Genomic DNA, 25,256 nt, shown 5'->3' on the forward strand with positions numbered 1-25,256 from the left:
AATGAGTATAAAATCGTTCGCAGCTAAAATATTTGCAGGAATCGTAGCAAAGAAAACTGCAAAATGGGTACAGAATCCAATAACAACCCAAGATAAAGTTTTCGCATTCTTATTATCCCAGGCGAAAGACACTAGTTTTGGAAAGAACCATAATTTTTCCCAAATAAAATCTCATGCAGATTTTGTAAAAAACGTTCCTGTAAGAGATTACGAGGAATTAAAGTCATACGTAGAAAAAGTCGTTGCCGGGGAGAGCGATGTTTTATGGCCTGGTAAACCAGCCTATTTCGCAAAAACATCGGGCACAACCTCTGGGGCAAAATACATTCCCATTACCAAAGAGTCCATTAAATACCAGGTAGAAGCCTCCCGTAATGCAATCCTAAATTACATTCACGAAACTGGGAGGGCCGATTTTGTGGACGGGAAAATGATTTTTCTTCAGGGAAGCCCTGTAATGAAAGAGAAGAACGGGATAAAAATTGGAAGACTATCAGGAATATCTGCGCACTACGTGCCCAATTATTTACAAAAAAACCGACTTCCTAGTTGGGAGACCAATTGTTTAGAAGATTGGGATACTAAGGTTAATGAAGTGGTAAAAGAAACTGTAGACCAAGATATGACCATTATTGCAGGCATTCCTTCTTGGGTACAAACCTACTTTGAGAAACTAAATTCTACTACTGGCAAAAAGGTAGGTCAACTTTTCAAAAACTTTGAACTATTTATTTATGGTGGCGTTAACTATGAACCCTACCGAGCTAAATTTGAAAACCTTATCGGGAAAAGGGTAGCGAGTATAGAATTGTTTCCAGCTAGTGAAGGATTTTTCGCTTATCAAGACTCCCAGACCGAAAAGGGAATGCTATTACTACTCAATTCAGGGATATTTTATGAGTTCGTAAAGGCCGACGAGTTTTTTGTAGACAACCCAAAACGAATAACGCTGAAAGATGTAGAGGTTGGTGTAAATTATGTGATGATTATCTCCACTAATGCCGGTCTATGGGGGTACAATTTAGGAGATACCATTCAGTTTATTTCTTTGGAACCCTATAAAATAATAGTTTCGGGTAGAATTAAGCATTTTATTTCCGCCTTTGGAGAGCACGTCATTGGCAAAGAAGTTGAAGAAGCTATGAGGCTAGCCATTGAAGAAACGGATGCTAGAATTAATGAGTTTACCGTTGCTCCACAGATAAATCCTAAAGGAGAGGAGCTCCCTTACCACGAATGGTTAATTGAATTTGAACAACTACCAACAGATCTGGAAAAGTTTATTGATACTTTGGACACCTCTCTTCAGCAACAAAACTCCTATTACTTTGACCTAATAAAGGGGAAGATTTTACAACCCCTAAAGATCACTAAAATTAAAAAGGATGGTTTTCAAGAATACATGAAATCTATCGGGAAATTAGGCGGACAGAATAAGGTACAAAGGTTATCTAACGATCGTAAAGTTGCTGATGGCTTAAGGGAGTTTAGGGTATAAGCTTTAAATATATACTGTAAGTACTGTAGCATTTATTAAGTTGCTGATTTTAAGTTCTTAATAGCCCTTAGCTCCATAGCGCTTGCGCAAAGTATATTCATCCTTATTACTTGGATTTTCATACCATTTGCAATTCCATTATATTAGCATACTCATTTAATGGCAATCCATTTCTATAAGACAACCAATATTTTATTGGTGATAGAAAAGATTGTGACAAGAATTAGATACCGATTTATATTGTAGTTTTGCATGAAATATGTCTATGAAAAAATCTACCAACACCACTAGAGCGCAGGAATCTACGAATGCAATAGAGCGATTGTATATTACTATGCGTCATTTATTTAACCGTGGATTTTATAAGCCATCGGGAGTTTCAGGTGCCGCCCTTAGGCAATCCCTCTTACAGCTTAGACCTGAGATTTATGGCTCAATAGCAGAAGAAAAAACTGAACTAAATGGACTTATATATGTATTAGAGCGTTTACCTGAAGGTATAGAACAATGTCGCTACATTAATCTTACCTCAGATGAAGGGTATTCTAGCTCACAATTTAAGCCGATTATCCCTCCCAAAAGAAGAAGAAACTGCTATAGAATAGATGATGAGCAGATGAATATCGAGATTACTAGAGGGCGTTCAGATATCTATGATATTCTTACCCACCTTACCTTCCTTTTTATTGAGGCGGAAAAAATTAGTAATCGTGTATTAATTGAAGATACCGATAAAACTATCCGAGATTGGGTAAAATTAGAAGAAGCGGCACAACAAGAAGAACTTAGCCTTAAAGAACGAGAAGTAGCATTAACACATGCTGCCAATATTTTAGGAAGACCTTTTATAGAGGTTATGGCAGTACATAAACAGTTGTCTATTGATACTGATCCAGAGCGATTTCTAAAGATTATATATTGGTTGGGTAAACTAGCCATTGAAGAAGTCACTACTGGTAATAAGCGTGCCATCACTTTCAGCCCCATGTTACGAGAACGATTAGGTCATCATATTCATGGAGAACGTTGGGCGAATACCATAAAAGAAAAATTACGCGAAAATAATTTGTTGGAGCGCCCTATTCATATAATTAGTGCCAATATGCATAGTGTTATGAACTCTTTATTCGCTAAAAAAGCGTTGTCCAAGGAATTCGCTAATAATGATAATCTCTCCATTTTTGAAGCTTTAAGCAATTCGCATAATTCCACACTAAGGGATAAAGTGACTGCTTTGGCAAAAAAGAACGGAATGATCGCTATAGATGATCATTCTGGCACCAATATAGATGTACAGATCTTTGACCTTGCCAAACTAGGGAAAGGTAGCTGCTGTTATGAATTACCGGATACTCCGGAAAACGAGACACCAGTTATCTTTGTAATGGATTATGCATTTGGAGAACAGGCTTATGAGACTATAGACGAGCTTCTAAAACCTTATAGAGTTAAAAAAAATCAAGAGGTATTTTTAAATGTGGCTTCCATTTCTATTATGGGAAAAGCAGGGATTCTAGAAGGTGGGAAAGGAGATATTATGATCCCCAATGCACATATCTTTGAAGGTAGTGCAGATAACTATCCCTTTAAGAACGAATTAAACAAGTCCGACTTTGAAGGGAATGGGTTAAAAGTGCTACAAGGCGCTATGGTTACGGTCTTAGGAACCTCTTTACAAAACAAAGACATTCTAAAATTCTTCCATGAATCTACATGGAACGTAATTGGGTTGGAGATGGAAGGGGTTCATTATCAAAAAGCTATTCAATCTGCTTCCAAAATACGTAAGAGCATTAGAGAAGATGTAAAGGTTAGGTATGCTTATTATGCTTCGGATAACCCCTTGGAAACAGGAAGTACCTTAGCTTCTGGTGGTTTGGGAACTACTGGGGTAAAACCCACTTATCTAATTACCGATAAAATACTTACACAAATATTTAACTCATAAGTTTCTATGGCCCAACAACCACAAACACCCCAAAATTCCTCCTCGGATGAGATAGATTTGGGACAACTCTTCCAATTAATTGGCAACGGATTAAAAAAATTATTTCTTTTTATAGGGAATATTTTCAAGGGTATATTTCATGTCATTGTCCTTTTCCTACTGTTTTTACAAAGGCATTTCCTAAAATTTGTAATTACAGGGGTTATTGGTTTGGCCTTGGGGATTTATTTAGACATGACAAAGGAGCCTAGGTACCTTTCCACCATGGTAGTAGAACCCAATTTTAATAGTGTACAGCAGCTTTACAATAATATTAATTTTTATAATGAACTAGCAGAAGCCAAAGATTCAATTGCTTTGGCAGAGGCTTTGGACATATCGGTTAAAGAAGCTTCCTATATTAGTAAATTTGAGGTAGAATCCTATTCTGATGAAAATCAAAAAGTTCAATTATTCGACAAGTTTGTGCGCAGTTTGGACTCTACCACCAAAAGAGCCATAGATATGCAGAACTTTTTAAAGAATTTTAATTCATTAGATGCTAGGTTCCATACTATTTCCGTTATCGCTACAAATAATACCGTGGCTAAAAAAATACAGCCCTCTATTATTGGCTCTATATCTAGAAACGAATATTTTCAGTTACAGCAGAATATCAGCGACCAAAATATTAATTTACAAGACAGCCTTTACAAAAAGCAACTAATGGAAGTAGATTCCTTACAACAGCTATATAAAAGGGTAATGGTAAAGGAAGCCGAGAAACCAATGCAGGGAACAAACATTAATCTTGGTCAGGGGGAAGGAAAAGAAAATAAGGAACTTGCTTTGATTACCCAAGTAGAGCGACTAAAAGAGAATTTGGTTTTATTGAATGAGGAGCGCGCCAATAAATCTAGTATCCTAAATGTAATCTCAGCCTTTCCAAGGAGAGGGGTAGAAGTAAAAGGAATATTTAATAGTAATAAATTTAGAATTCCTTTTGCTTTCATTGTTATTACGCTATTAGTTTTAAGTCTATTGGAACTAAACAGCTTCTTAAAGAACTATAAAAAAGAATAGCGATGAATATATTAGTTACCGGGGGAGCCGGTTTTATAGGCTCTCATGTGGTTAGAAGGTTGGTAAATACCTATCCAAATTATCATATTTTTAATTTGGATGCCTTAACCTATGCCGGAAATCTTGAGAATTTAACAGATGTGGAATCGGCCTCCAACTATACTTTTATTAAAGGTGATATAACGGATGTTGATTTTATTGATGCTCTTTTTGTAGAACATAAGTTCGATGGAGTAATCCATCTGGCAGCGGAATCCCATGTAGACCGGTCCATAACAGACCCCATGGCCTTTGTAAAAACTAATGTGATGGGAACCGTGCATCTGTTAAACGCTTTTAAATCTGTTTGGCAGGACAATTACAAAGGAAAGCGTTTTTATCACGTGAGTACCGATGAAGTATATGGTTCCTTGGGAAAAACAGGATTGTTTACAGAAACGACTTCCTACGACCCTAATTCCCCCTATTCGGCCTCAAAAGCCAGTTCTGATCATTTTGTCAGAGCCTATGGTGAAACCTATGGAATGCCCTATGTAATCAGTAATTGTTCCAACAATTACGGTCCCAATCATTTTCCTGAGAAATTAATTCCATTATTCATAAATAACATTATCCAAAATAAACCCTTGCCGGTCTACGGCGATGGAAATTATACCAGGGATTGGCTGTTTGTGGAAGATCATGCAAGGGCAATAGATCTAGTATTCCATGACGGAAATAATGGGGAAACCTACAACATTGGTGGTTTTAACGAGTGGACCAACCTAAACCTGGTAAAACTGCTTTGCCAACAAATGGATGAAAAGCTGGGGAGACCCACTGGGGAAAGCGAAAAATTGATTACCTACGTAAAAGACAGACCTGGACACGATTTGCGCTATGCAATAGATTCCACCAAAATTAATAAAGAGCTTGGATGGAAACCTTCCGTTACCTTTGAAGAAGGCTTAGCAAAAACCATCGATTGGTATTTGGAGAATGAGGAGTGGCTCTCCAGTGTTACTTCAGGAGCCTATCAAGCCTACTATAAGAAACAATACCAATAAATATTCAAAATGAAAGGAATCATACTTGCAGGAGGCTCAGGAACTCGATTACACCCCATCACATTGGCGGTGAGCAAGCAGTTGATGCCCATTTATGACAAACCCATGATTTACTACCCCCTATCTACCTTAATGTCAGCAGGAATTAGGGAGGTGCTTATTATTACCACTCCACACGACAAGATTCTTTTTCAAAATTTATTGGGGGACGGATCTCAATTGGGATGTGATTTTAAATATGCCATACAGGACCACCCAAACGGACTTGCAGAAGCTTTTATTATAGGAGAGGAATTTATTGGAAATGATAAAGTAGCCCTAGTTTTAGGTGACAATATTTTCTACGGTTCTGGTTTAGCAAAATTATTACAGGCCAATAACGATCCGGATGGAGGAGTTATTTACGGGTATCATGTACAGGACCCTGAACGGTATGGGGTGGTAGAATTTAATGAGGAAGGGAAAGCGATTAGCATAGAAGAAAAACCAAAAACCCCAAAATCCAACTACGCGGTTCCAGGCATCTATTTTTACGATAACGAAGTGGTGAGCATTGCAAAGAATATAAAGCCTAGCAAAAGGGGAGAACTCGAAATAACTGATATCAACAAGGCCTATTTGGAAAGAGGTAAACTTCAGGTTAGTATTTTAGATCGCGGTACAGCTTGGTTAGATACGGGTACTTTCGCCTCATTAATGCAGGCAAGTCAGTTTGTAGAAGTCATAGAAGAGCGTCAAGGACTTAAAATAGGAGCCATAGAAGAGGTTGCCTATACCATGGGGTATATTACTAGAGAAGAACTAAAAAAGTTAGCACAGCCACTCTTAAAAAGCGGCTACGGAAAAAATCTGTTAGGCCTTATTAAAAACTAAGTCGACTTTCGATTATTAAGCTATAAAGTTATTAGGAGGTTGAGTCATAACTTAATGTAATAACTACATAGCAGTATGCCTATATAAAAAAGAAACACAACAATTAGATAATAATATATACATTGAAAATCACGGAAACTAACCTTAAAGGCTGCTTCGTATTAGAGCCACTTATCCACAGAGACAATAGAGGCTTATTTTTTGAATCTTACCATAAAAAGACATTCGAGAAAGCTACTGGCTATCCTGTAGATTTTGTTCAGGACAATATCTCGGTTTCAGCAAAGGGCGTCTTACGTGGACTCCACTTTCAAACTGGGGATCATGCCCAGGCCAAACTAGTGCAGGTATTAAAAGGTGAAGTTTTAGACGTTGTAGTTGACCTTAGAAAGGAGAGCACCACCTACGGACAACACTTTAAAGCAAAAATTTCTTCTGAAAACCGAAAAACAATTTTTGTACCTAAAGGTTTTGCACATGGTTTTGTTGCACTCACCGCAGACGTCATTTTCGCCTATAAATGCGATGCTTATTACCACAAGTATTCAGAAGCAGGAATAAGATATAACGACCCTGATTTAGATATAGACTGGGGATTACCTGAAAACCAATTGGTATTATCTGAAAAAGATTTACAACTCCCCTTATGGAAAGACCTAAAAATATAAAACGGATCTTAGTAACTGGTGCCAACGGCCAATTAGGCTTAAGCATTAAGGATATCGCAATCGATTATCCCGAAATGGAATTCATATTTGCCAATTCTTTAGATCTGGATATCACAGACCCAGAAATGGTCAACGATCTTTTCCAAACAGGTAGTTTTGATTATTGCATTAATTGCGCAGCCTACACCAATGTAGAACAGGCAGAGAAAACTCCAGAATTAGCTTATAAAGTAAATGCGGAGGGAGTTAAGAACCTATCCATGGCCTGTAAAGAAAATCAGGTAGTTCTAATTCATATATCCACAGATTATGTTTTTGATGGAGAGAAAGGATCTCCATATACCATTCACGACTCCACAAACCCTATTAACCAGTACGGGAAATCTAAATTGGTAGGAGAACAATATATTCAGCAACTATGGCGCAACCATTTTATTGTTCGTACCTCTTGGTTATATCACAAGGTACATGGTAAAAACTTTTATAAGACTATTTTGGAAAAGGCAAAAAAGGGAGATGAACTCCGCATTATTGATAAGGAAGTGGGTTGTCCTACCAATGCAGCAAATTTGGCTAAATTTATTTTAGACCTTATTGCAACTGAAAACCACGCCTACGGGCTATACCATTTCACCGGTGAACAAGCTATGAGTTGGTACGATTTTGCAATAAGCATCTTAGAGAAAAACAACCTTAAAGAGACCACAAATGTCATTAGAGACAACAGTTATCAAACTCTTGCTAAAAGGCCAAAGTATAGTGTGATGTTGTAATACCGCTTCTTTACTCCTTATAGTTTTACACTCAAAAAATACAGATTTCATACCTAAAGTCAAACGGAAAAGAGTTTATAATCGTAGTTTTGACAATTTGGTTAAATAATCATTTTTGTTGATTCAAAGATTTGAAAGCTGAAGGGTAATATAAATGATTTTTTTATATACCAAGAGGTTTACTACTCTTATTCATAATTAGCTATGACATACAATAAAATTAAACAAAAGGTTCTTAGCAATTTTTCTTTTCTAATCTTAGCATCAGGTGCTGCTAGTAATTTTTTGTTAATCCTCTTTATTAAAAACACATACCAAATAAGTGACTTCAATTCTTACTCTCTATTTCTAACCTATATAGGCATCGTTTCCTCATTTGGATTAATAGGTTTAGACCAAGTTTTCTTAAGAGTTACTAAGGTAACCAACAACAAAATAATTGTAAATTCAGATGTTTGGCGCTCTCTACTTGTAAGTTCAATTTGCATACCACTACTATTATCATTTTATTTCCATTCCAAAGGACAAAATATTTTATTATATCAGTTTATTATTAGTGGGATTGGGATAAATATAATTATTTTCTCTTATAATCTTTTACGGTTAACTAAAGAGTTCAATTTGGCTCAAATTATCAAAAATGGTTTTCGAATAGTGCTTTTAATAGTTATTGCCATATTTACATTAATAAATTTCCCAATTGGTATGGGAAAGTTACTAGACGTTTTAACATTATTAATTTTCGTTTCTGCGATATCTGCTCTTGTACATAGTTATTCCAAAATTGAAAGGTTAAAAGAAAGAACGATTAATTTTTTAAACTTTTTTCTTTCCTTCTCATTAAATCTTGCCATTCTCACCTTACTATCTTTTGGCGAAAGAATTTTCATCCTAGATAACATAGGGGACAACGAATTCGGAAAATACTTTTATTATTCCACCATATTTCTATTTCCGTTAACCCTCATTCAACAATATGTAGGATTTAAAGAATTAGTTGGTTTTAAAGAAGGAGTTAGGAAGGACGTTGTAAATCGCAAAATTCAGAAAATAATTTATCTCGGATTCTTTATTATTCTCTTTATTTATATCCTTAGTATCATAGATAACGGTCGTTATCTTGATGTAGATTTTTCAAATGACATTTTGTTAATTTCTTTATTAACCATATTAGGGCTAATGAAACTAATATATGGTTTATTCTCTGCTATTTTAGGGGCAATCGGTAACTCTAAGGATATATTTAGTATAAATATTATCACCATAACCTTAATAGGCCTAGCTCTAATAATTCTTTATCTTTCTAAAATCACTTTAGAAGCAGTGACAGCTAGTTTAATAGTAGTATTCTTTTTAAGATCATTATATATTTATATCAAATATGTCCTTAGCCCTAAATACTAATTTAAAGATAAATTTTAACGAATTTATATTATTACTATTGTCCCTGACCTATGCAGGAATCTCTAGTGATATATTCTATGGAGTGCGGCTAGTAGACTGCCTATTAATATTGTTTTTAATTGCAAAGCCTAATAAAAAAATAGATTGGGGAATTATATCAATTCTTATATTATGGTTCATATCTATTTTAGCTTCTACAACTGTAGGTATTATAAAACATAATCCATTTATATCTAGTGATTTTAGGTTTTTTGTAGTATTTGCATTAGCTGGGTACTTAGGGTATTCTATTGGTAAAAATTCAAGTTTAAATGCAGATCGGCTCTTCTATCGATTAATGGTTTTAACGATAATCATATACTGCCTCATACCCTTTTTAGATTTCCTAAGGTTTTTCTATATCCCCGAAAGTTTTCAAAAAGATGAACATGTAAATACCGTATTTGGACCTAGCACAATTCTAATTAACTACTTGTTTATTTACCTAGTTTTAATTGATAAGAAAAGAAGGTTAACCTTTTATATTTCTTACTTAATATTTGGATTGATAATTTATAGTTTTAGAATTTCAAGGACTGACTTAGCGCTAATAGTTATTTTTCTTATTTGGTCTCTCCTATACAGGTATGGAGATAGGATTAAACTTAAGCACATAGTAATTGTTTTTGTTGCTTGTATTATAGGAATATTTAGTTTTTACATAATTGATAATGAGCGAATCCACGGAATTCTAAATCCAGGAAAAGATTCTTCTTTTATATATAGAATACTATCCAATAATTCCTTTATAGAGCAATTTTGGGATAGTTCAATTGTAATTAATACTTTTGGGTATGGAATGGGGTCAACCATTACACTTCATGTAAGCGAATGGATTGGCCTAATTACCTTCACCATTTTGGATAATGGACCCCTTACCGTTCTAATGAAATCTGGCTTATTTGGACTACTAATTTTTGTAATTATCATATTATACCCTTTAAAAGGTTTTAATATAAAAAGAAAACTTATCCTTGTTTTTCCAATACTTTTATCAATGGCTTTATTTAGTCATATAATATATAATCTGTTATATATATTTAGCTTCTATTTTGTTTGTTATCAATTAAAATCTTTAAATAAAAGCTGCTAACAAAAGATAATAAAATGAAAATATATTATTTAACACTAGAGGGAATATCATCAACAGTCTTTGAATCCCAGGTTCGCAGCCTAATTAAAAAGATAAATAAAAGTGGAAGAAAAATTGAACTAATTATTGGTCAAAAGATGTTTGCAAGAATATCTTTCAGAAAGTTTCTATCATTATTTTTTTCAAAACACATCAAGTTTATCTTCATTCATAAACAGGTTGACTATGATAAATTAGCTGATAAATTCATTAAACGCAATAAGGTTTCTTCCCCAATAATTTTACATTGCCGTAACATAGAGGCTGCTTATGTTGGCTTATTAATAAAACAGAAGCTATTGAAATCTAATACCTCCGTTAATCTTATTTATGATGTGCGGGGCTTTGTTGAAGGGGAGAAAGTATTCTTCAACGATAATAAAAGAGCTAAGGAATTTGAATTATTGAATGATCGTCTTTTTACTTCTGATATATATTTCAACTTTGTTTCAGAAGAATTATACACACTCTACAATAAAAAATACAGAATACCTTTAGAAAAGACCATTTTTTGTAATAGTGCTTATGATGATACTATTTTCACGGTATCGAACACAGAACCAAACCAGCAAAATGAAAAAGTGAAAGTTCTTTTTGTTGGTGGAAACCAAAAATATCAAAAAATAGAAGAAATTATTTCAATCTTAAATGACAAGAAAGATGTTAGACTCACTGTAGTTACACCGAGAAAACTAACTTTTAGTAATCAATTTAAAAATATTAAATACCTAACAAATCTAACTCAACAAGAAATTAATAACTTAGCCAATAATTATGATTATGGGGTCATCTATCGTAGTGACGAACTCTTTAACCAAGTAGCTACCCCTACAAAAGTTGCGGAATACTTAGGTAAAGGATTAAAAGTTATAGCTATTAATTCAGCTGGAGCTTATTCAAAAACATTATCAACTAATAACCTATTAGGGGTCTTGCTGCCATCTGAAGCCGCATTAAAAAATTTAAAGCTAGAAAAGGTTTCACAAAAAGAAAAGCAAGAAATAAGTTTGTTTGCTAAAAAAAACTATTCACTTACCAGAAACGTAAGGGAGTATATAGAATTATATGAAAAAATTAGTCAAACGCTTTAGGTTAGACCTAAATCGATTAGAAGGAAGCCTTTTCTCTAAAATGCTGAATATTAGTTTTTGGATAATCTTAAATTATAGGATTTCTAATCTCTTCTATTATAATAACATGTTTGTCATATCAAAGATATTTTGGATGATAAATCGTATCGTTTTTACAGTAGACATCGATCCTGGAGCTAAACTAGCAGGTGGATTAAAATTGGTCCATCCCATGTGCATTGTTGTGGGTCGAGAAGTAGTTAGCAAAGGAAAGCTAACTCTTTACCAATCTACAACGTTGGGAGGAAGCAATAATAAGGAAACTTTTCATGATGATATCCTTGTGAAACAGCCCTATATTTATGATAACGTAATTATTTATACAGCTTCTGTAGTGATTGGCCCAATCATTATACAAGAAAATGCTATTATTTCTGCAAACTCTACAATAACTAAAAATGTACCCAAAAATGCTACCATGTACGGTGTTAATAAATCCAAACTTCAGAACGCTTAGTTATTAATTTTTTACTTAATGAAATTGATAAGTTTATATAGTAAATTCAGCAACGTAGGAGGTGCACAGAAAATGTGCTTAAACATCCATAAAGGCTTAAGCGAGCAGGGTATTTTCTCAGCTTCGTTCATCTCTTCTCTAACAGCATATGAAGAAATTTCAACACCATACAAAAAATTGATTCCCAAAAATAGCTACCAAAAATTTAATATTATATCCTTTATCAAGAATCATAAGGATGCTATTTTTATCTCTCACCATCGACAATTAACAACATTACTCGTTTTATTCTCTAAACTTTTAAACAAGGAATTAATCATATTCCATGTTGCTCATAATGAATTTAATAACCTAAAATATTTTACCCTTTTTCCAAAGAATATTATTGCAGTATCTGAAGGAGTCAAACGGAATCATATTGATTATTTTAATTTAGACAAAATTGATGTTATTTATAATGGTATTAAAGCACCATCCAAAATTGTAAACATAGAAAAGAAAAGTTTAAACCCTATAAAAATCTTAATCCCAGGTAGAATCACTAAAGTAAAACAGCAACTAGAAATTGTTAAAGCACTAAAAAATAGAATGCCTAAAGAAATACAAATAATTTTTGCTGGGACCGGTGATTTATTTGGTGAATTAAAAGAATGTACAATAGGTGATTCGCACTTCCAAGTTTTAGGGCAGGTTTCAAACATGCAAGAATTATATCTAAGTGTTGATTATGTTATGCTTTTTTCTTTAAAGGAAGGCTTACCTCTATCTTTAATAGAAGCCTGCTCTTATGGTTTACCGATCCTCTGTAATGATGTTGGAGGCAATTTAGAAATCTTAGAAAACGACTACAACGGATTCTTATTAAAAGATCTGAATTCGTTACCAAAAAAAATAATGCAGATAAAGTGCATCACTCCAACACAATATCGAAATTTATCCATAAATAGTAGAAGAATTTTTGAGAATAAATTTAACTATGAAAATATGATCTTAAACTACAAAAAATACATTTTAGAAAATGTATAAATTTACATTACAAAATACCTACAACTTTTTGTTGATTGTTTTAGCAGCATCATTCTCATTGCCAGATCGTGTTGCTCCACCAATTTTAATTGTTCTTGCTTTAGCCTCAGTAGCCCTAAGATTTAAACTCAAAATTCCATTTTCATTAAATAGAGTCAGCATTTTGTTTATTGTTATTTTTTTGTACTATCTATTTAGATTATGGGGAAGTAACGATCTATCAGATGGAATTAAATTTTTGGAGAAAAACCTATCCTTTATAATTGTGCCTTTAATATTTATTCCAAACTTGATACACAACAAAAAATCTATAATCAAAGTATTTATATTGGGTTTTTCCTCTGTTGCTATTTACACAATAATATTTTCCACAATTAGTCATTACTTTTTAAATTCAGATACCAAATGGTATTTTCAAAACATTGAACAATATGGATTTCATCCCACTTATATGGGAATGTACTCTATTATATCATTAATATTTTTAGAAAGAGAAAAACTATTTAAAAATAAAAATTTTACAATTTTATTAATCGTAATCAATATTGCATTTATAATTTTCTCAGCAAGTAGAATATCTATAATAACATTAATATTTATTTTTATTTTAAGGGCTATTTTTGAGAGAAAAAAACACTACCTCATAATTCTAGTCGGTGCATTCTCCTCCCTACTTCTATTTTATTTTGCGTCCAGTGATTTTAAGTACAAAGTAAATCAACTAACCTCATTTAAGGGATTCAATCATTATGATAATAACGACTATGGCAGTGTTTCCGTTAGGGTTGCTAAAATTAAAACCGCAAAAAAAGTTTGGCTTGACAATAAATGGTTAGGGGTTGGAACAGGAGGATTGAGCGATGAGCTTATAAAGACCTATCGGTCTAAAGATATCGAATGTTGGCCATGTGCTCAACGCCGATATAATCCGCATAATCAATATTTAAGCATCTTATCCGGCCATGGACTAATTGGTTTCTTTATTTTTGCGCTCTTAATCATATCTATACTATTCCGCGCATTAAAAGATAGAAATTATATTCTGTTAGAAATAGTATTGGTGTTTTTAATTATAGGTTTTACGGAGTCTATACTTGAAAGGCAAAAAGGTTTGATGCTATTCACATTCTTCCTTTACTTTTGTTATTCTAAAATAGAAACTCAACTTCTTAAAGAGTAATCGGCTACATTTTAATCTAAGGGTCTCTTCGCATATCAATAAGGAATTTTAGAAAATAAAAAGATTCATCCCGGTATTTATAGTAAATGAAATAGTTAAATAGTTTTAGATTAAAGATGATTGAAATATTAAATACTCGTATTCACAACCTAACCATGCAGGAGACCTTGCAAATAGTGGATAACTCTATATCTCAGGGAAAGCAATTACACCATGTAGTGGTTAATGCAGGGAAGATTGTAGCTATGCAAAAAGATCTACAACTACGCCAAAGTGTTAATGAGAGCGATTTAATCAATGCTGACGGCCAAGCAGTGGTGTGGGCATCAAAAGTTTTGGGTAAGCCTTTAAAAGAACGCGTAGCGGGTATAGACCTAATGGTAAATCTTGTGCAATTGGCACACGATAAAAATTATAAAGTTTTTTTCTTTGGAGCTAAAGAAGAGGTGGTTAAAAAAGTAGTAGACACGTATTCTAAACAATACTCGTCAGATATAATTGCTGGGTATAGGAATGGGTATTTTAAAAAAGAAGAGGAACAGGACATAGCAAAAGAAATTAGCGAAAGTGGTGCCCACATTTTATTTGTAGCCATTAGTTCTCCTACCAAAGAAAACTTTCTATATGAAAACAAAGCTCTGTTAGAAAAGGTAAATTTTGTTATGGGAGTAGGTGGCAGTTTTGATGTGGTGGCAGGCAAAGTACAACGAGCTCCCCTTTGGATGCAAAAATCAGGTCTAGAATGGTTTTTTAGGTTTGCCCAAGAACCAAAGCGAATGTGGAAAAGATATTTAGTGGGAAATAGCAAGTTTATTTATTTGGTACTTAAAGAGGCATTATTTAAACCATAAATTTTTACAGCTGTAAACTTTTTGTTAATTCACTATAGCCTATAATTATAGGAATCCAATAAATAAATATTAAAATCTATCTTTGTGCCCAATTGACCATTCAATTATAGGGCACCATAACCATGTTTTTTAAAAGATACCGTTATTCTGGCTTTATTACTCCCATTTCTTATGGGATGGATTTATTGGTTATTAATCTTTTTGCCTATTTTTTACCCATTAATTTTCAATATCCTATACTTTTCCATTCGTACCTTACTCTAGCGTGGATAATTTTATCGGTTAAAAATAATTTTTATGGAGTCTATAGATATACCAAAGTCACCAACATCCTAAAGCTCTTATTTAACCAATTTGTATTTTTCTTTTTAATCCTCTACGCCTTTATAGGCTTTTTTAAGCAACCCAATATGAGCCGCTTGGCTTTGGGTGAGTATTTTGTTTTTACAGCAATAGCCATATTTAGTATTAAGTTCCTGAATTATATCCTCTTAATGAAATACCGCGAAAAGGTGAAGGGGAACATGAGAAATGTGGTGGTAATCGGGAAAAATAAAAAGACGGACCAACTTATCGATGTATTTAAAGAACGTCGGGAGTATGGATATCAATTTATGAAGCAATTTAGTCCTTCAGATCCGTCATTTGATATTTATAAGGCTTTCGTTTATATCGTACAGAATAATGTAGATGAAATTTATTGTTCTGTATCGGAATTGAAGAATAACCAATTGACCGAATTCATCAATTTTGCAGACAACAACCTTAAGACGCTAAAGTTTATTCCAGACAATAAGAATATATTTTCTAAAAAACTCACCTTTGAATACTACGATTACATCCCTATATTATCGCTAAGGGACATACCTCTCCACAATCCATTAAACTCGGCCCTTAAAAGGAGTTTCGATATTGTATTTTCACTTTTAGTAATCGTAGGAATCCTATCTTGGTTAGCTCCTATTCTTGCCTTAATTATAAGAATAGAAAGCAAAGGTCCCATTTATTTTAGGCAGAAACGCTCTGGAATAGACAACAAAGACTTCTATTGTTATAAGTTCCGTTCTATGGCTCCCAATGATAATGCAGATAGCCAAATGGCCGTAAAAAATGATATGCGTATTACCAAAGTTGGAAGATTTATAAGAAAGACTAGTATAGATGAACTCCCACAATTCTATAACGTACTCTTTGGTAATATGTCCGTAGTAGGTCCTAGACCGCATATGGTGAAGCATACCAACGAATTTGCGAATAGGGTAGATAAGTATATGCTACGCCATTTTGTAAAGCCAGGGATTACGGGATTGGCACAAGTACGTGGCTATAGAGGAGAAATTGAAACGGATAACGATATTCTAAACAGAACACGATTCGATATTTTTTATATTGAAAACTGGTCTCTTTTTATGGATATAAAAATAATTGTACAGACCGTAGTGAATGCAATATCTGGAGAGGAAAAAGCATACTAGTCTTATACCTCAACCTCTATTCTTATCCCGACAGTTTTATTTTCTTTTATTAGAACACACACAAGTCACTATATCCCTTCACCCCTCAATTTTGGTCATTAAACTATAAATATTTCCTAAACTAGAAAATCGGATTAATTTTGAATAGTACTATTACTTCAATATTTATAAGCGATGAAATAAGCCATAATAATTAGGTTGATAACAATCTAAATGATTATTGGCAAATTACATCTGACAAATAAAATTAAATAATAACAGATGAAAAAAGTTCTGGTTACGGGTGCTGCAGGTTTTTTAGGATCACATCTTTGTGATAGATTAATCAAGGAAGGTTTCTATGTGATTGCCATGGATAACCTAATTACCGGTGATCTAAAGAATATAGAACATCTCTTTAAATTGGAACAATTTGAGTTTCAACACCACGATGTTACCAAATTTGTACATATTCCGGGCAAATTAGATTATATCATGCACTTTGCCTCTCCCGCCAGTCCAATCGACTATTTGAAAATCCCCATCCAGACCCTAAAAGTAGGCGCCTTGGGAACCCATAACCTTTTAGGCCTTGCCAAAGAAAAAAATGCGCGAATTCTAATCGCTTCTACTTCCGAAATTTACGGCGACCCTTTGGTGCACCCACAAACGGAAGAATATTACGGGAACGTAAATACCATTGGTCCGCGTGGCGTTTATGACGAAGCCAAACGGTTCCAAGAATCCATTACCATGGCCTACCACAGGTTTCACGGGGTAGAAACTAGAATAGTACGAATCTTTAATACCTATGGCCCTAGAATGAGATTAAACGACGGACGTGTTATTCCAGCTTTTATGGGTCAGGCTTTACGTGGCGAAGACCTCACCGTTTTTGGCGATGGATCACAAACCCGCTCCTTTTGCTTTGTAGATGATGAAATTGAAGGGATCTATAGGCTTTTAATGAGCGATTACACCGGTCCGGTTAATATTGGTAATCCCCATGAAATAACCATCAAAGAATTTGCCGAGGAAATCATTAAGCTTACAGGTACTGACCAAAAAATAATCTATAAGCCATTACCTCAAGACGACCCAATGCAGCGCCAACCCGATATTTCTAAAGCAAAAGAAATTTTAGGTTGGGAACCTAAAATCAGCAGGCAAGAAGGTATGAAGAGAACATGGGATTACTTTAAAACACTCTCGGAGGAAGAATTAAGAAAGACCGAACATCGCGATTTTTCCGACCGGAATAGGAAGTGAGGTTTAGTATTAAGTACAAAGTATTGAGTAGTGAGATATTAGTATTGAGTCCCTATCTAAAGCAGGCCCGAGAACACGAACTTTAGCTAACTTAAGTTTGGATATCTTTTTAATAATATCCTATTTAAATGATTAAGCATATAAAGTTCCTCGCTTTCGCTAGTACAAAGTATTTAGTATTAAGATTCTTACTCCTTTGGGTTTGTCTTAGATAATTAAGTAAACTACCTCGGGGCAAGATCAAAAGGCATTAAAAGAAAAAAATGTATTAATTTAAAGGCCCGACTGAATGGATACGGGCAGGCAAGCCTCCGAGCATTCAAATCTCGATTATCGAGTAATTAAAAAATGTCAACCTTTTCACTTTCGAGCTTCCATCTTAGTCCCGGTTTACCTTTTTAACTCCATAATATCATTACCGCGTACCTTCTTAACCAGATATAACAGGTCATAAGCTAGCGTGTTATTCAAATTTTCCTCCCAAGTAGGTACATTTTCCATTTCAAACCGTATTTTTGAAGAAATTTTTTAAAAATGAATATCCTTATCCTCGGTGCTGGAGGCCGTGAACATACATTGGCCTGGAAATTAAAGCAAAGTGCTAAACTCAAAAATCTATTTGTAGCTCCTGGAAATGCAGGAACTGCTGCTATTGCCACCAATATACCAATTGGTGTAAACGATTTTGAGGCGATTAAGAAATGTGTGCTTGCCGAAAAAATTGATATGGTAGTCGTAGGTCCCGAAGATCCATTGGTTAATGGGGTACACGATTTTTTCCTATCGGATGCCAACTTAAAGCAGATTCCAGTGATTGGTCCGCAAAAAGCAGCTGCTACTTTAGAAGGTAGTAAACAGTTTGCTAAGGAGTTTATGATGCGTCACCAAATCCCTACAGCTGCCTATGAAAGTTTTACCGCTGATACTTTGGAAAAGGGATACGCTTTTTTAGAATCGCTAAATCCTCCCTATGTTTTAAAAGCCGATGGTTTGGCCGCAGGGAAAGGAGTATTGATATTAAACGACCTTCAGGAAGCTAAGGACGAACTTAAGACCATGCTGGTAGATGCCAAATTTGGCAACGCGAGTACTACTGTAGTCATCGAAGAATTTTTAGACGGAATAGAGCTCAGTTGTTTTGTGCTTACCGATGGTATCAATTTTAAAGTCCTACCTACTGCAAAAGATTACAAAAGAATTGGAGAAGGAGACACTGGATTGAACACAGGCGGTATGGGTGCCATATCCCCTGTTCCTTTCGCAAATAATGACTTTATGCAGAAAGTACTAGAGCGGATAGTGAAGCCTACCGTAGAAGGCTTTAAAAAGGATAATTTGCCATATAAAGGTTTTGTGTTTATAGGGTTGATAAAAGTTGGAGATGATCCTAAAGTAATAGAATACAATGTTAGAATGGGTGACCCTGAAACCGAAGTGGTAATTCCTAGGGTGAAGAACGATTTGGTAGAAGTTTTCCAAGCCGTTGCAAATCAGTCGTTAGATAAAATAGATCTTGAAATAGATGAGCGCGCCGCAACTACCGTAATGGCGGTATCGGGAGGATATCCTGAAGCCTATGCCAAAGGGATGGAAATCACCGGTTTTGATGCTATAGACGATGCCATAGTTTTCCATGCTGGAACCCAATTAAAAGAAGGTAAGGTACTCACTAACGGAGGACGAGTATTGGCGGTTACCGCTTATGGGGCCGACTTTAAAGATGCATTATCCAGATCCTATAAGAATATAGAGAAACTACAGTTCGATAAAATGTACTACCGTAAAGACCTTGGGTTTGATTTATAGTATTAAGTACAAAGTAGTGAGTAGTGAGATTTGAGTAGTGAGATTTGAGAAAATGTTAACTACTATAATCTATAATACAGAGACATTTGGGTATTGAGCGGAGTCGAAATCCCTTCCAAAGGAAAAAGAATCTTTAAATACATAGTACAAAGTATTGAGGTGTTAGTATTGGATATTGAGAGAAATATCATATTCAATTAATTTATAGGTAATAGTAGTTAACAGTGGGTTATTAAACGGAATTATTCCTGCATGACTCATAATATCAACTACTAGATTAAAAAATTGTATCGTGGGAAAAGTAAAAGTCAGCAATATTAGAGTCTATGCCCATCATGGCTGTTTAGGGGAAGAAACCATAATTGGAAGTGATTATCGGGTAGATGTGGTGGTAAACGCTAATTTAAAATCGGCCTCCGCTTCCGATCAACTTTCCGAAACAGTAGATTACGTACATATAAATCGACTTGTTAAGGAGGAAATGGCTGTTCCTTCAAAACTCCTGGAACATGTAGCACAACGTATAATCAATAGGATCCTAGATGAAATTGAAATGGTAAATAAGGTAAAAGTTGAGGTGACAAAAATTAATCCACCCATTGGAGGAGATGTAGAAGGGGTGACCATAGTACTCAAATCTAAAAGATAGCCTCAATTAGTTTTCATGGTTTAAAAAAAGTGTTATCTTTGCATTCTCAAATAAGGCATTGTGGCCGAGTGGCTAGGCAGAGCTCTGCAAAAGCTTGTACAGCGGTTCGAATCCGCTCGATGCCTCCAAAAAAAACCCTCTAATTTTAGAGGGTTTTTTTATTACCGTATATTTCCAATGCTTATTCTTACTTAATACTTTGTACTTAATACTCTGTACTATTTAATACGTACACCTACAGTTACTTATCCCTTGGAACAGATCTACTCCAATAGTTACCACATGGGTACCTGTGCTGTAGCCTAAGATTTCATTTAATATCACCTGGTAGGAATATCCAAAATAAAAATTACTCTTTTTAAGTCCGGCCAAAGGCGCTATATACAAAGGTTTCCCCAATTGATCATTTAAAAATCTATAGGTAGCCCCAACATAATAATAGTCTTCAAAATCATAAAACCTAAATTTTAAATTTATATCCGCTTCAGATCTGCCATCGCTCTCAAATATCTTGTATAAAATAGAAGGTTCAATTTCCATATTACTTGTTCTCGATTTTTTATATCGATATCCTGAATACAGATAGAAATTCCTCAATTTATTTGGCTCAAAGATGGGATCGAAAATATAGACATCCTTATTAATCACATTGGAGGCATTAAGACTTAAATAAAATGCATTCTTTCTATAAAGCACCCCCACATCAAAGTTATGGTTAGAAGTAGAGCGATCATCAGTAACCCCGGGATCAAAACCTGCATCTTTAAACTCACCTATATCTAATCTAAACTGGTTAAAGTTATAGGAGAGTCCAAAAGAAAGGAACTCGTCCTCATACCTATTCAAGGTTAAATGATGAGCAAAAGATAGTCGTGCTCCTTGCTGTTTAGTATACCCGTTAGAATCGTTATAAAGGAATATTCCAACTCCAGATCTTTCCCCCAATCGCATATCGGCGGCTAGGGATTGGGTTCTAGGAGCATCTTTAATACCCACCCATTGGGCAAGTCCGTTCATTCTTATCTTTACGTGATCCCCTATACCTGCATAGGTGGGAGAAAGTACAAATGGATTATCTGCTAGATACTGGGAGAGCTGAGGGGAATTTAATTCCTGCCCCCTCGCTATCACAGTGCCAAATAGCAACATTAGGATTAATATTTTATCGCGCATTGTAATTTAGGTTAAGTTCTTATCTATAAAGGGTAAAATGTCCTACAAACTCTCGATCATCATTTTCACCATTCAGTTTAATGATGTACCAGTAGTCCCCAGTTGGAAGTTCTTTCTTCTTATATTTTCCATCCCATCCAGAATCGTTGAGACCCATTCGGTAAACCTCCCTACCATAACGGTCAAAGATGATGGTTAGTATTCTAGGGAATCCTTCCAAGTTCTTAGGAGACCATGTATCGTTCTTACCATCTCCATCTGGAGTAAAGAAATTTGGAATATCTATGTCCATAAACTCCATGTAGATATTGGCCGTACTTTCACATCCATTTTCATCAACAACTCTCACGCTATACGTTCCTGTTTCTTTAATTTGATAGGTGTTTTTAGTCCCATTATTCACCCCTTCAAAGTAGTAGGTGTACTCCGCTTGGCCGCCTGTGGCTACTGCCGTGATTTCATTGATATTATTTTGCTCCAAGGTCAGTACCAAAGGATCAAAATCATCTATAGTAAAGTTGATGGTATACACACATCCGTTAGAATGACTTATTGCCAAATAATGGTTCCCTGGAGCCATATTAGTAAAGTTTGGCTCTAACATCATATCATTTGGATCTGTAGAATCTAGCGCATATAGCACGTCTGAAGCCACAGTATAGTCTTCCAACTCAACTACAATGGAATTGTTTGGGGTATCTCCCGTACATTCGTACACAGGTGTTACAGTTGCATTTAAATTAACTCCAGGGTCTATTATCGCAGCCATATTTATTTCACAACCTGCTGCGTCCCTAACAAAAATTGCATAGGTGCCTTCCGCCAATCCACTAAATTGAGTTCTATCTTGTACAAAATCTGCATCTGCGGTAGAATTAATACTGGTGCTATACGGCGCAGTACCTCCAGAAATGACTAGGGAAACTGTACCATCTTCAACGCCAATACATAATTCCGGACTCGTTGTAAGCGATGCCGTTAAAGGCGAAGGCTCTAAAATGATGTAGTTTAATTGTTCAAAACAGCCATTAATATCCTGCGCAATTACTGTATAATCACCTGGTTTTAGGTTGGTGAAGGTATTTACGGTGTCAAACTTATTTAGGTCTGGAGAAATAGCATACTGATAACCACCGGATCCTCCAGATAATTGAACGGTTATACTACCGTCATTAGCTCCATTACAAGACACGTTAGTAAAACTTTCTGTCACCACTAGTGGAGTTGGTTCTGTAATATTAGTCACGTTAGACTCCACTACACAATCTTCACTAGTAACTCTAACATAGTAACTTCCCATGGTTAGGTTATTAAACCTACCAGAGTTTTGTGGTCCTGCTACTCTATTGGTAAAGGCAGCATCGGTAAAGAGCTCATAGTTGTAATTTCCTAAGCCTCCATCTGCTTTAGCAATCAAGATTGCGGTATTGTCTCCGTTACAATTAATCATTGCAGCTGAAGTGTCTAATGTAACCGTTAGTGGCACTATAGCGGATTCAGTTATTTCGTTGGATAAAACCGCTCCACAACCATAATCGTCCATCACATAATAGCTATAGGAGCCAGCACTAACATCAAATGTATGTGTATTCCCTCCGTTCATTGGATAGTAAGTAATACCATCCACACTGTATTGGTAGGGTCCAGTACCTCCTGATGCTGTCAACAGCAATTCTGCATCGTTTAAGCAGCTTAAGGAGCTAGTTCGCACCAAGGAGGCACCAACATCAGTAGGATCTATTATCGTCGCCTGTACTGTCTCAAAATCACATTCCCAACCATCCGATACGGTAATGGTATAGATCCCCGCACTTAGGTTATTGAAAACAGGACTAACCTGACCTCCTGTGGTGTAAGTAATTACTGTTCCTGTTGGGTCATAAATATTCAATTGATATTGATATACTCCTTCCCCTCCAGCAACATTAATTGCACTAACAACACCGTCACTATCTCCATAACAAGCCAAGGTAGTAGATAGCGGAGTTATATCTGCACTTATTTGTGCTGGTTCTACCAAGGTTATCGTATCATTTAAAATACAACCATTGGCATCGGTAACCTGTACCGTGTAGTCTCCAGCAGAAAGCTCATCAAATATAATACTGCTCACATCCGTAACGCTATATATTTCAGCGGTTGTGGTATTGGTAAGTATAATATCGTATGGTCCATAACCTCCACTTGGATCTACCAATATTTCACCTAGATCATTAGTACAAGTAACATTAGCAATTGAATCTACAGTTGCCGTAAGCGCCCTATCCGGAGAAATTATTCTCACCGTATTGGAATCTTCAGCACACATTGGTGCATTGGTCTCTGTAACCCTTACGTAATAATTCCCTCCAGTAAGTCCGGTTATCGTCAATGGATTACTAGACGTATCGCCAGTTCCCGTAATTGCGGTTGCAGTACCTCCAGCGGTATAAACAGTATAATTATAAGCCCCGGTGTAACCAGAAACATTAATTTCTAAGGAACCTGTATTATCTCCAAAACAAGTCACCGAGCTAAGCGCAGTAGCACTAACTTTAATAAGGTCATAAGGCGCAATATCATAGACATTAGTATCCACATAGCAACCTGTAGCAGTATCGGTAACCCTAAAAGTATAACTACCCACGGCGTTCAGTTCAAAAGTAGCACTGTTGTAAGTTGGTGTGCCAGTTTGGATGGCATTAGTATTTCCAACAGGCAACAACTGATAGGTATACGTATTAGCCACGTTACCATTGTCGTTTACAGTAATTGTTACTTCCTCTGGTCCTGCGCAAGAGATAGCAGCATCAAGAGACAGTGTAGCCGTAAATTTGTTGATAGTGCTAATATTTACTATCGTATCATCCGTGCAACCATTAGCATCTTTAACGCTAACTGTAATAGTTCTATCCGACCCATTATCTGTTATATTAAAGGTGTTTGATGTAAAGAAGTTTATTCCATCAATACTATAGGAATATGGACCTGTTCCACCACTACCTACAGCGGTAATTACAGCCTGCCCAGGCTTATTGTTAGTATTACAAGCAAAATCAGTTGCAGTTGCACTTACAGCTACCGGTGCTGGCGCTGTAATAGTTACTATTTCTGATGCGATGCAACCTCTATCTGAAGTCACCGTAATAATATAGTCACCCGCAATCAAGCCAGTAAATATTTTACTGTTCTGGGTTATTGGCGCATTAACACCATCGTCTATAGTAAAGCTGTATGGCGGATTGTCATTAGAAGCATCTAGGATAACTTCAATAGAACCGTCAGACCCACCATTACAAGACACATCTTCTTTAGTAGTGGTAAATACAATAGGGGTTGCTGTTTCCAAGGATACAGGCGCCTGAGCGTCACAACCAGATCCGGATACATCGTATACCACAGCTGTGTAATCACCAGGTGCAAGTCCTCCGAACACATTAGATGCCTGAGGAACTCCTCCTATTACACTAGTATTAGTATCATCTAATAAATCGTACTCATAAGTACCAGACCCACCGCTAGCGGTGATGGTAATAACACCGTCATCTACCGGACAAGATGGCTGGGTAGTAGCCACTGCAGTTGCAGACAATGGAGCTATGATGTCGATTGTATCTGTTACAGTACATCCGTTAGCATCGCTAACCGTTACCGTATAGGTGCCAGGAGCAGATACCGTAAAAGTACCGTTGTTCTGGAAACCATTCCCAATACTATATTTTAAAGGTCCTTTCCCGGTACCCGTAGCAGTAAACGTATAAGCGTTTCCTGTAGAAGTACACTGATCGTCTGCATAGGCTGGTAAGCTTACCGTTGGAAGAGGATCTACATCAATAACC

At 35.6% G+C, this 25,256-nt stretch carries 19 protein-coding genes and 1 tRNA gene; 18 read left to right on the forward strand and 2 right to left on the reverse strand.

Annotated elements, in window-relative coordinates; all coding sequences use genetic code 11:
* The first annotated feature begins 1 nt into the window (after window position 1).
* The 18 genes from H344_RS0114005 (at window position 2) to H344_RS0114100 (ending at window position 20,393) form a co-directional block, all read left to right on the forward strand.
* Window positions 2-1,498, forward strand: a complete 1,497-nt coding sequence (locus H344_RS0114005) for a GH3 auxin-responsive promoter family protein (RefSeq protein WP_026810887.1) — start codon at window positions 2-4, stop codon at window positions 1,496-1,498.
* Window positions 1,499-1,763: 265 nt separating this feature from the next.
* A complete protein-coding gene (locus tag H344_RS0114010) occupies window positions 1,764-3,446 on the forward strand; it encodes a DUF6909 family protein (protein WP_026810888.1) in 1,683 nt (560 codons plus the stop codon).
* Between the two features lie 6 nt (window positions 3,447-3,452).
* Window positions 3,453-4,508: a hypothetical protein gene (locus H344_RS0114015; protein ID WP_026810889.1), complete on the forward strand. Its 1,056-nt coding sequence runs from the start codon at window positions 3,453-3,455 to the stop codon at window positions 4,506-4,508.
* Window positions 4,509-4,510: 2 nt separating this feature from the next.
* Window positions 4,511-5,554 (forward strand): dTDP-glucose 4,6-dehydratase, encoded by a 1,044-nt coding sequence (gene rfbB, locus H344_RS0114020; protein ID WP_026810890.1) that lies wholly within the window; start codon window positions 4,511-4,513, stop codon window positions 5,552-5,554.
* A 9-nt stretch (window positions 5,555-5,563) separates the two neighbouring features.
* Window positions 5,564-6,427: a glucose-1-phosphate thymidylyltransferase RfbA gene (gene rfbA, locus H344_RS0114025; RefSeq protein ID WP_026810891.1), complete on the forward strand. Its 864-nt coding sequence runs from the start codon at window positions 5,564-5,566 to the stop codon at window positions 6,425-6,427.
* A 122-nt stretch (window positions 6,428-6,549) separates the two neighbouring features.
* Window positions 6,550-7,095 carry a dTDP-4-dehydrorhamnose 3,5-epimerase gene (gene rfbC / locus H344_RS0114030; protein WP_026810892.1) on the forward strand — a complete coding sequence of 182 codons (546 nt, stop codon included), beginning with the start codon at window positions 6,550-6,552 and terminating at the stop codon, window positions 7,093-7,095.
* The gene (gene rfbD / locus H344_RS0114035) at window positions 7,074-7,868 is read left to right on the forward strand and encodes a dTDP-4-dehydrorhamnose reductase (protein ID WP_034256689.1); all 795 of its coding nucleotides are present in this window, start codon (window positions 7,074-7,076) and stop codon (window positions 7,866-7,868) included. The genes rfbC and rfbD overlap by 22 nt, the downstream gene beginning before the upstream one ends.
* Before the next feature lie 204 nt (window positions 7,869-8,072).
* Window positions 8,073-9,272 (forward strand): hypothetical protein, encoded by a 1,200-nt coding sequence (locus H344_RS0114040; RefSeq protein WP_026810894.1) that lies wholly within the window; start codon window positions 8,073-8,075, stop codon window positions 9,270-9,272.
* A gap of 1,146 nt (window positions 9,273-10,418) precedes the next feature.
* Window positions 10,419-11,534 (forward strand): glycosyltransferase, encoded by a 1,116-nt coding sequence (locus H344_RS0114050; RefSeq protein ID WP_026810896.1) that lies wholly within the window; start codon window positions 10,419-10,421, stop codon window positions 11,532-11,534.
* The gene (locus H344_RS0114055; RefSeq protein ID WP_026810897.1) at window positions 11,509-12,030 is read left to right on the forward strand and encodes a serine O-acetyltransferase; all 522 of its coding nucleotides are present in this window, start codon (window positions 11,509-11,511) and stop codon (window positions 12,028-12,030) included. The genes H344_RS0114050 and H344_RS0114055 overlap by 26 nt, the downstream gene beginning before the upstream one ends.
* Before the next feature lie 18 nt (window positions 12,031-12,048).
* Window positions 12,049-13,056, forward strand: a complete 1,008-nt coding sequence (locus tag H344_RS0114060) for a glycosyltransferase family 4 protein (protein WP_026810898.1) — start codon at window positions 12,049-12,051, stop codon at window positions 13,054-13,056.
* Window positions 13,049-14,236: an O-antigen ligase family protein gene (locus H344_RS0114065; protein WP_026810899.1), complete on the forward strand. Its 1,188-nt coding sequence runs from the start codon at window positions 13,049-13,051 to the stop codon at window positions 14,234-14,236. Before H344_RS0114060 ends, H344_RS0114065 begins: the two co-directional genes overlap by 8 nt.
* Window positions 14,237-14,352: 116 nt before the next feature.
* Window positions 14,353-15,087 carry a WecB/TagA/CpsF family glycosyltransferase gene (locus H344_RS0114070; protein ID WP_034256691.1) on the forward strand — a complete coding sequence of 245 codons (735 nt, stop codon included), beginning with the start codon at window positions 14,353-14,355 and terminating at the stop codon, window positions 15,085-15,087.
* Window positions 15,088-15,209: 122 nt separating this feature from the next.
* On the forward strand, window positions 15,210-16,562 hold the full coding sequence (locus tag H344_RS0114075) for an exopolysaccharide biosynthesis polyprenyl glycosylphosphotransferase (RefSeq protein WP_026810901.1): 1,353 nt from the start codon (window positions 15,210-15,212) through the stop codon (window positions 16,560-16,562).
* Window positions 16,563-16,823: 261 nt separating this feature from the next.
* Window positions 16,824-17,810, forward strand: a complete 987-nt coding sequence (locus H344_RS0114080) for a UDP-glucuronic acid decarboxylase family protein (protein ID WP_026810902.1) — start codon at window positions 16,824-16,826, stop codon at window positions 17,808-17,810.
* A 534-nt stretch (window positions 17,811-18,344) separates the two neighbouring features.
* Window positions 18,345-19,616 carry a phosphoribosylamine--glycine ligase gene (gene purD, locus H344_RS0114090; RefSeq protein ID WP_026810903.1) on the forward strand — a complete coding sequence of 424 codons (1,272 nt, stop codon included), beginning with the start codon at window positions 18,345-18,347 and terminating at the stop codon, window positions 19,614-19,616.
* Between the two features lie 292 nt (window positions 19,617-19,908).
* On the forward strand, window positions 19,909-20,265 hold the full coding sequence (gene folB, locus H344_RS0114095) for a dihydroneopterin aldolase (protein WP_026810904.1): 357 nt from the start codon (window positions 19,909-19,911) through the stop codon (window positions 20,263-20,265).
* A gap of 54 nt (window positions 20,266-20,319) precedes the next feature.
* Window positions 20,320-20,393 (forward strand) — tRNA-Cys (locus tag H344_RS0114100).
* A 94-nt stretch (window positions 20,394-20,487) separates the two neighbouring features.
* Here the strand turns inward: H344_RS0114100 and H344_RS0114105 are convergent.
* Both H344_RS0114105 and H344_RS0114110 read right to left on the reverse strand, forming a co-directional pair.
* Window positions 20,488-21,438: a PorP/SprF family type IX secretion system membrane protein gene (locus H344_RS0114105; protein WP_026810905.1), complete on the reverse strand. Its 951-nt coding sequence runs from the start codon at window positions 21,436-21,438 to the stop codon at window positions 20,488-20,490.
* Window positions 21,439-21,457: 19 nt separating this feature from the next.
* The coding region (locus tag H344_RS0114110) for a T9SS type B sorting domain-containing protein (protein ID WP_026810906.1) at window positions 21,458-25,256 on the reverse strand (3,799 nt) is incomplete at its 5' end.

The sequence above is a fragment of the Arenibacter latericius DSM 15913 genome, assembly GCF_000424985.1.
Taxonomy (GTDB): Bacteria; Bacteroidota; Bacteroidia; order Flavobacteriales; family Flavobacteriaceae; genus Arenibacter; species Arenibacter latericius.

What these genes read in the sequence shown, in the direction of transcription:
- H344_RS0114075 (WP_026810901.1), top strand. Translation starts at nt 15,210, where the DNA reads ATGTTTTTTAAAAGATACCGTTATTCTGGCTTTATTACTCCCATTTCT.
- H344_RS0114015 (WP_026810889.1), top strand. Translation starts at nt 3,453, where the DNA reads ATGGCCCAACAACCACAAACACCCCAAAATTCCTCCTCGGATGAGATA.
- H344_RS0114055 (WP_026810897.1), top strand. Translation starts at nt 11,509, where the DNA reads ATGAAAAAATTAGTCAAACGCTTTAGGTTAGACCTAAATCGATTAGAA.
- H344_RS0114050 (WP_026810896.1), top strand. Translation starts at nt 10,419, where the DNA reads ATGAAAATATATTATTTAACACTAGAGGGAATATCATCAACAGTCTTT.
- H344_RS0114005 (WP_026810887.1), top strand. Translation starts at nt 2, where the DNA reads ATGAGTATAAAATCGTTCGCAGCTAAAATATTTGCAGGAATCGTAGCA.
- H344_RS0114070 (WP_034256691.1), top strand. Translation starts at nt 14,353, where the DNA reads ATGATTGAAATATTAAATACTCGTATTCACAACCTAACCATGCAGGAG.
- H344_RS0114010 (WP_026810888.1), top strand. Translation starts at nt 1,764, where the DNA reads ATGAAAAAATCTACCAACACCACTAGAGCGCAGGAATCTACGAATGCA.
- rfbB (WP_026810890.1), top strand. Translation starts at nt 4,511, where the DNA reads ATGAATATATTAGTTACCGGGGGAGCCGGTTTTATAGGCTCTCATGTG.
- H344_RS0114060 (WP_026810898.1), top strand. Translation starts at nt 12,049, where the DNA reads ATGAAATTGATAAGTTTATATAGTAAATTCAGCAACGTAGGAGGTGCA.
- H344_RS0114080 (WP_026810902.1), top strand. Translation starts at nt 16,824, where the DNA reads ATGAAAAAAGTTCTGGTTACGGGTGCTGCAGGTTTTTTAGGATCACAT.
- rfbA (WP_026810891.1), top strand. Translation starts at nt 5,564, where the DNA reads ATGAAAGGAATCATACTTGCAGGAGGCTCAGGAACTCGATTACACCCC.
- H344_RS0114105 (WP_026810905.1), bottom strand. Translation starts at nt 21,438, where the DNA reads ATGCGCGATAAAATATTAATCCTAATGTTGCTATTTGGCACTGTGATA.
- H344_RS0114040 (WP_026810894.1), top strand. Translation starts at nt 8,073, where the DNA reads ATGACATACAATAAAATTAAACAAAAGGTTCTTAGCAATTTTTCTTTT.
- H344_RS0114065 (WP_026810899.1), top strand. Translation starts at nt 13,049, where the DNA reads ATGTATAAATTTACATTACAAAATACCTACAACTTTTTGTTGATTGTT.
- purD (WP_026810903.1), top strand. Translation starts at nt 18,345, where the DNA reads ATGAATATCCTTATCCTCGGTGCTGGAGGCCGTGAACATACATTGGCC.
- rfbD (WP_034256689.1), top strand. Translation starts at nt 7,074, where the DNA reads ATGGAAAGACCTAAAAATATAAAACGGATCTTAGTAACTGGTGCCAAC.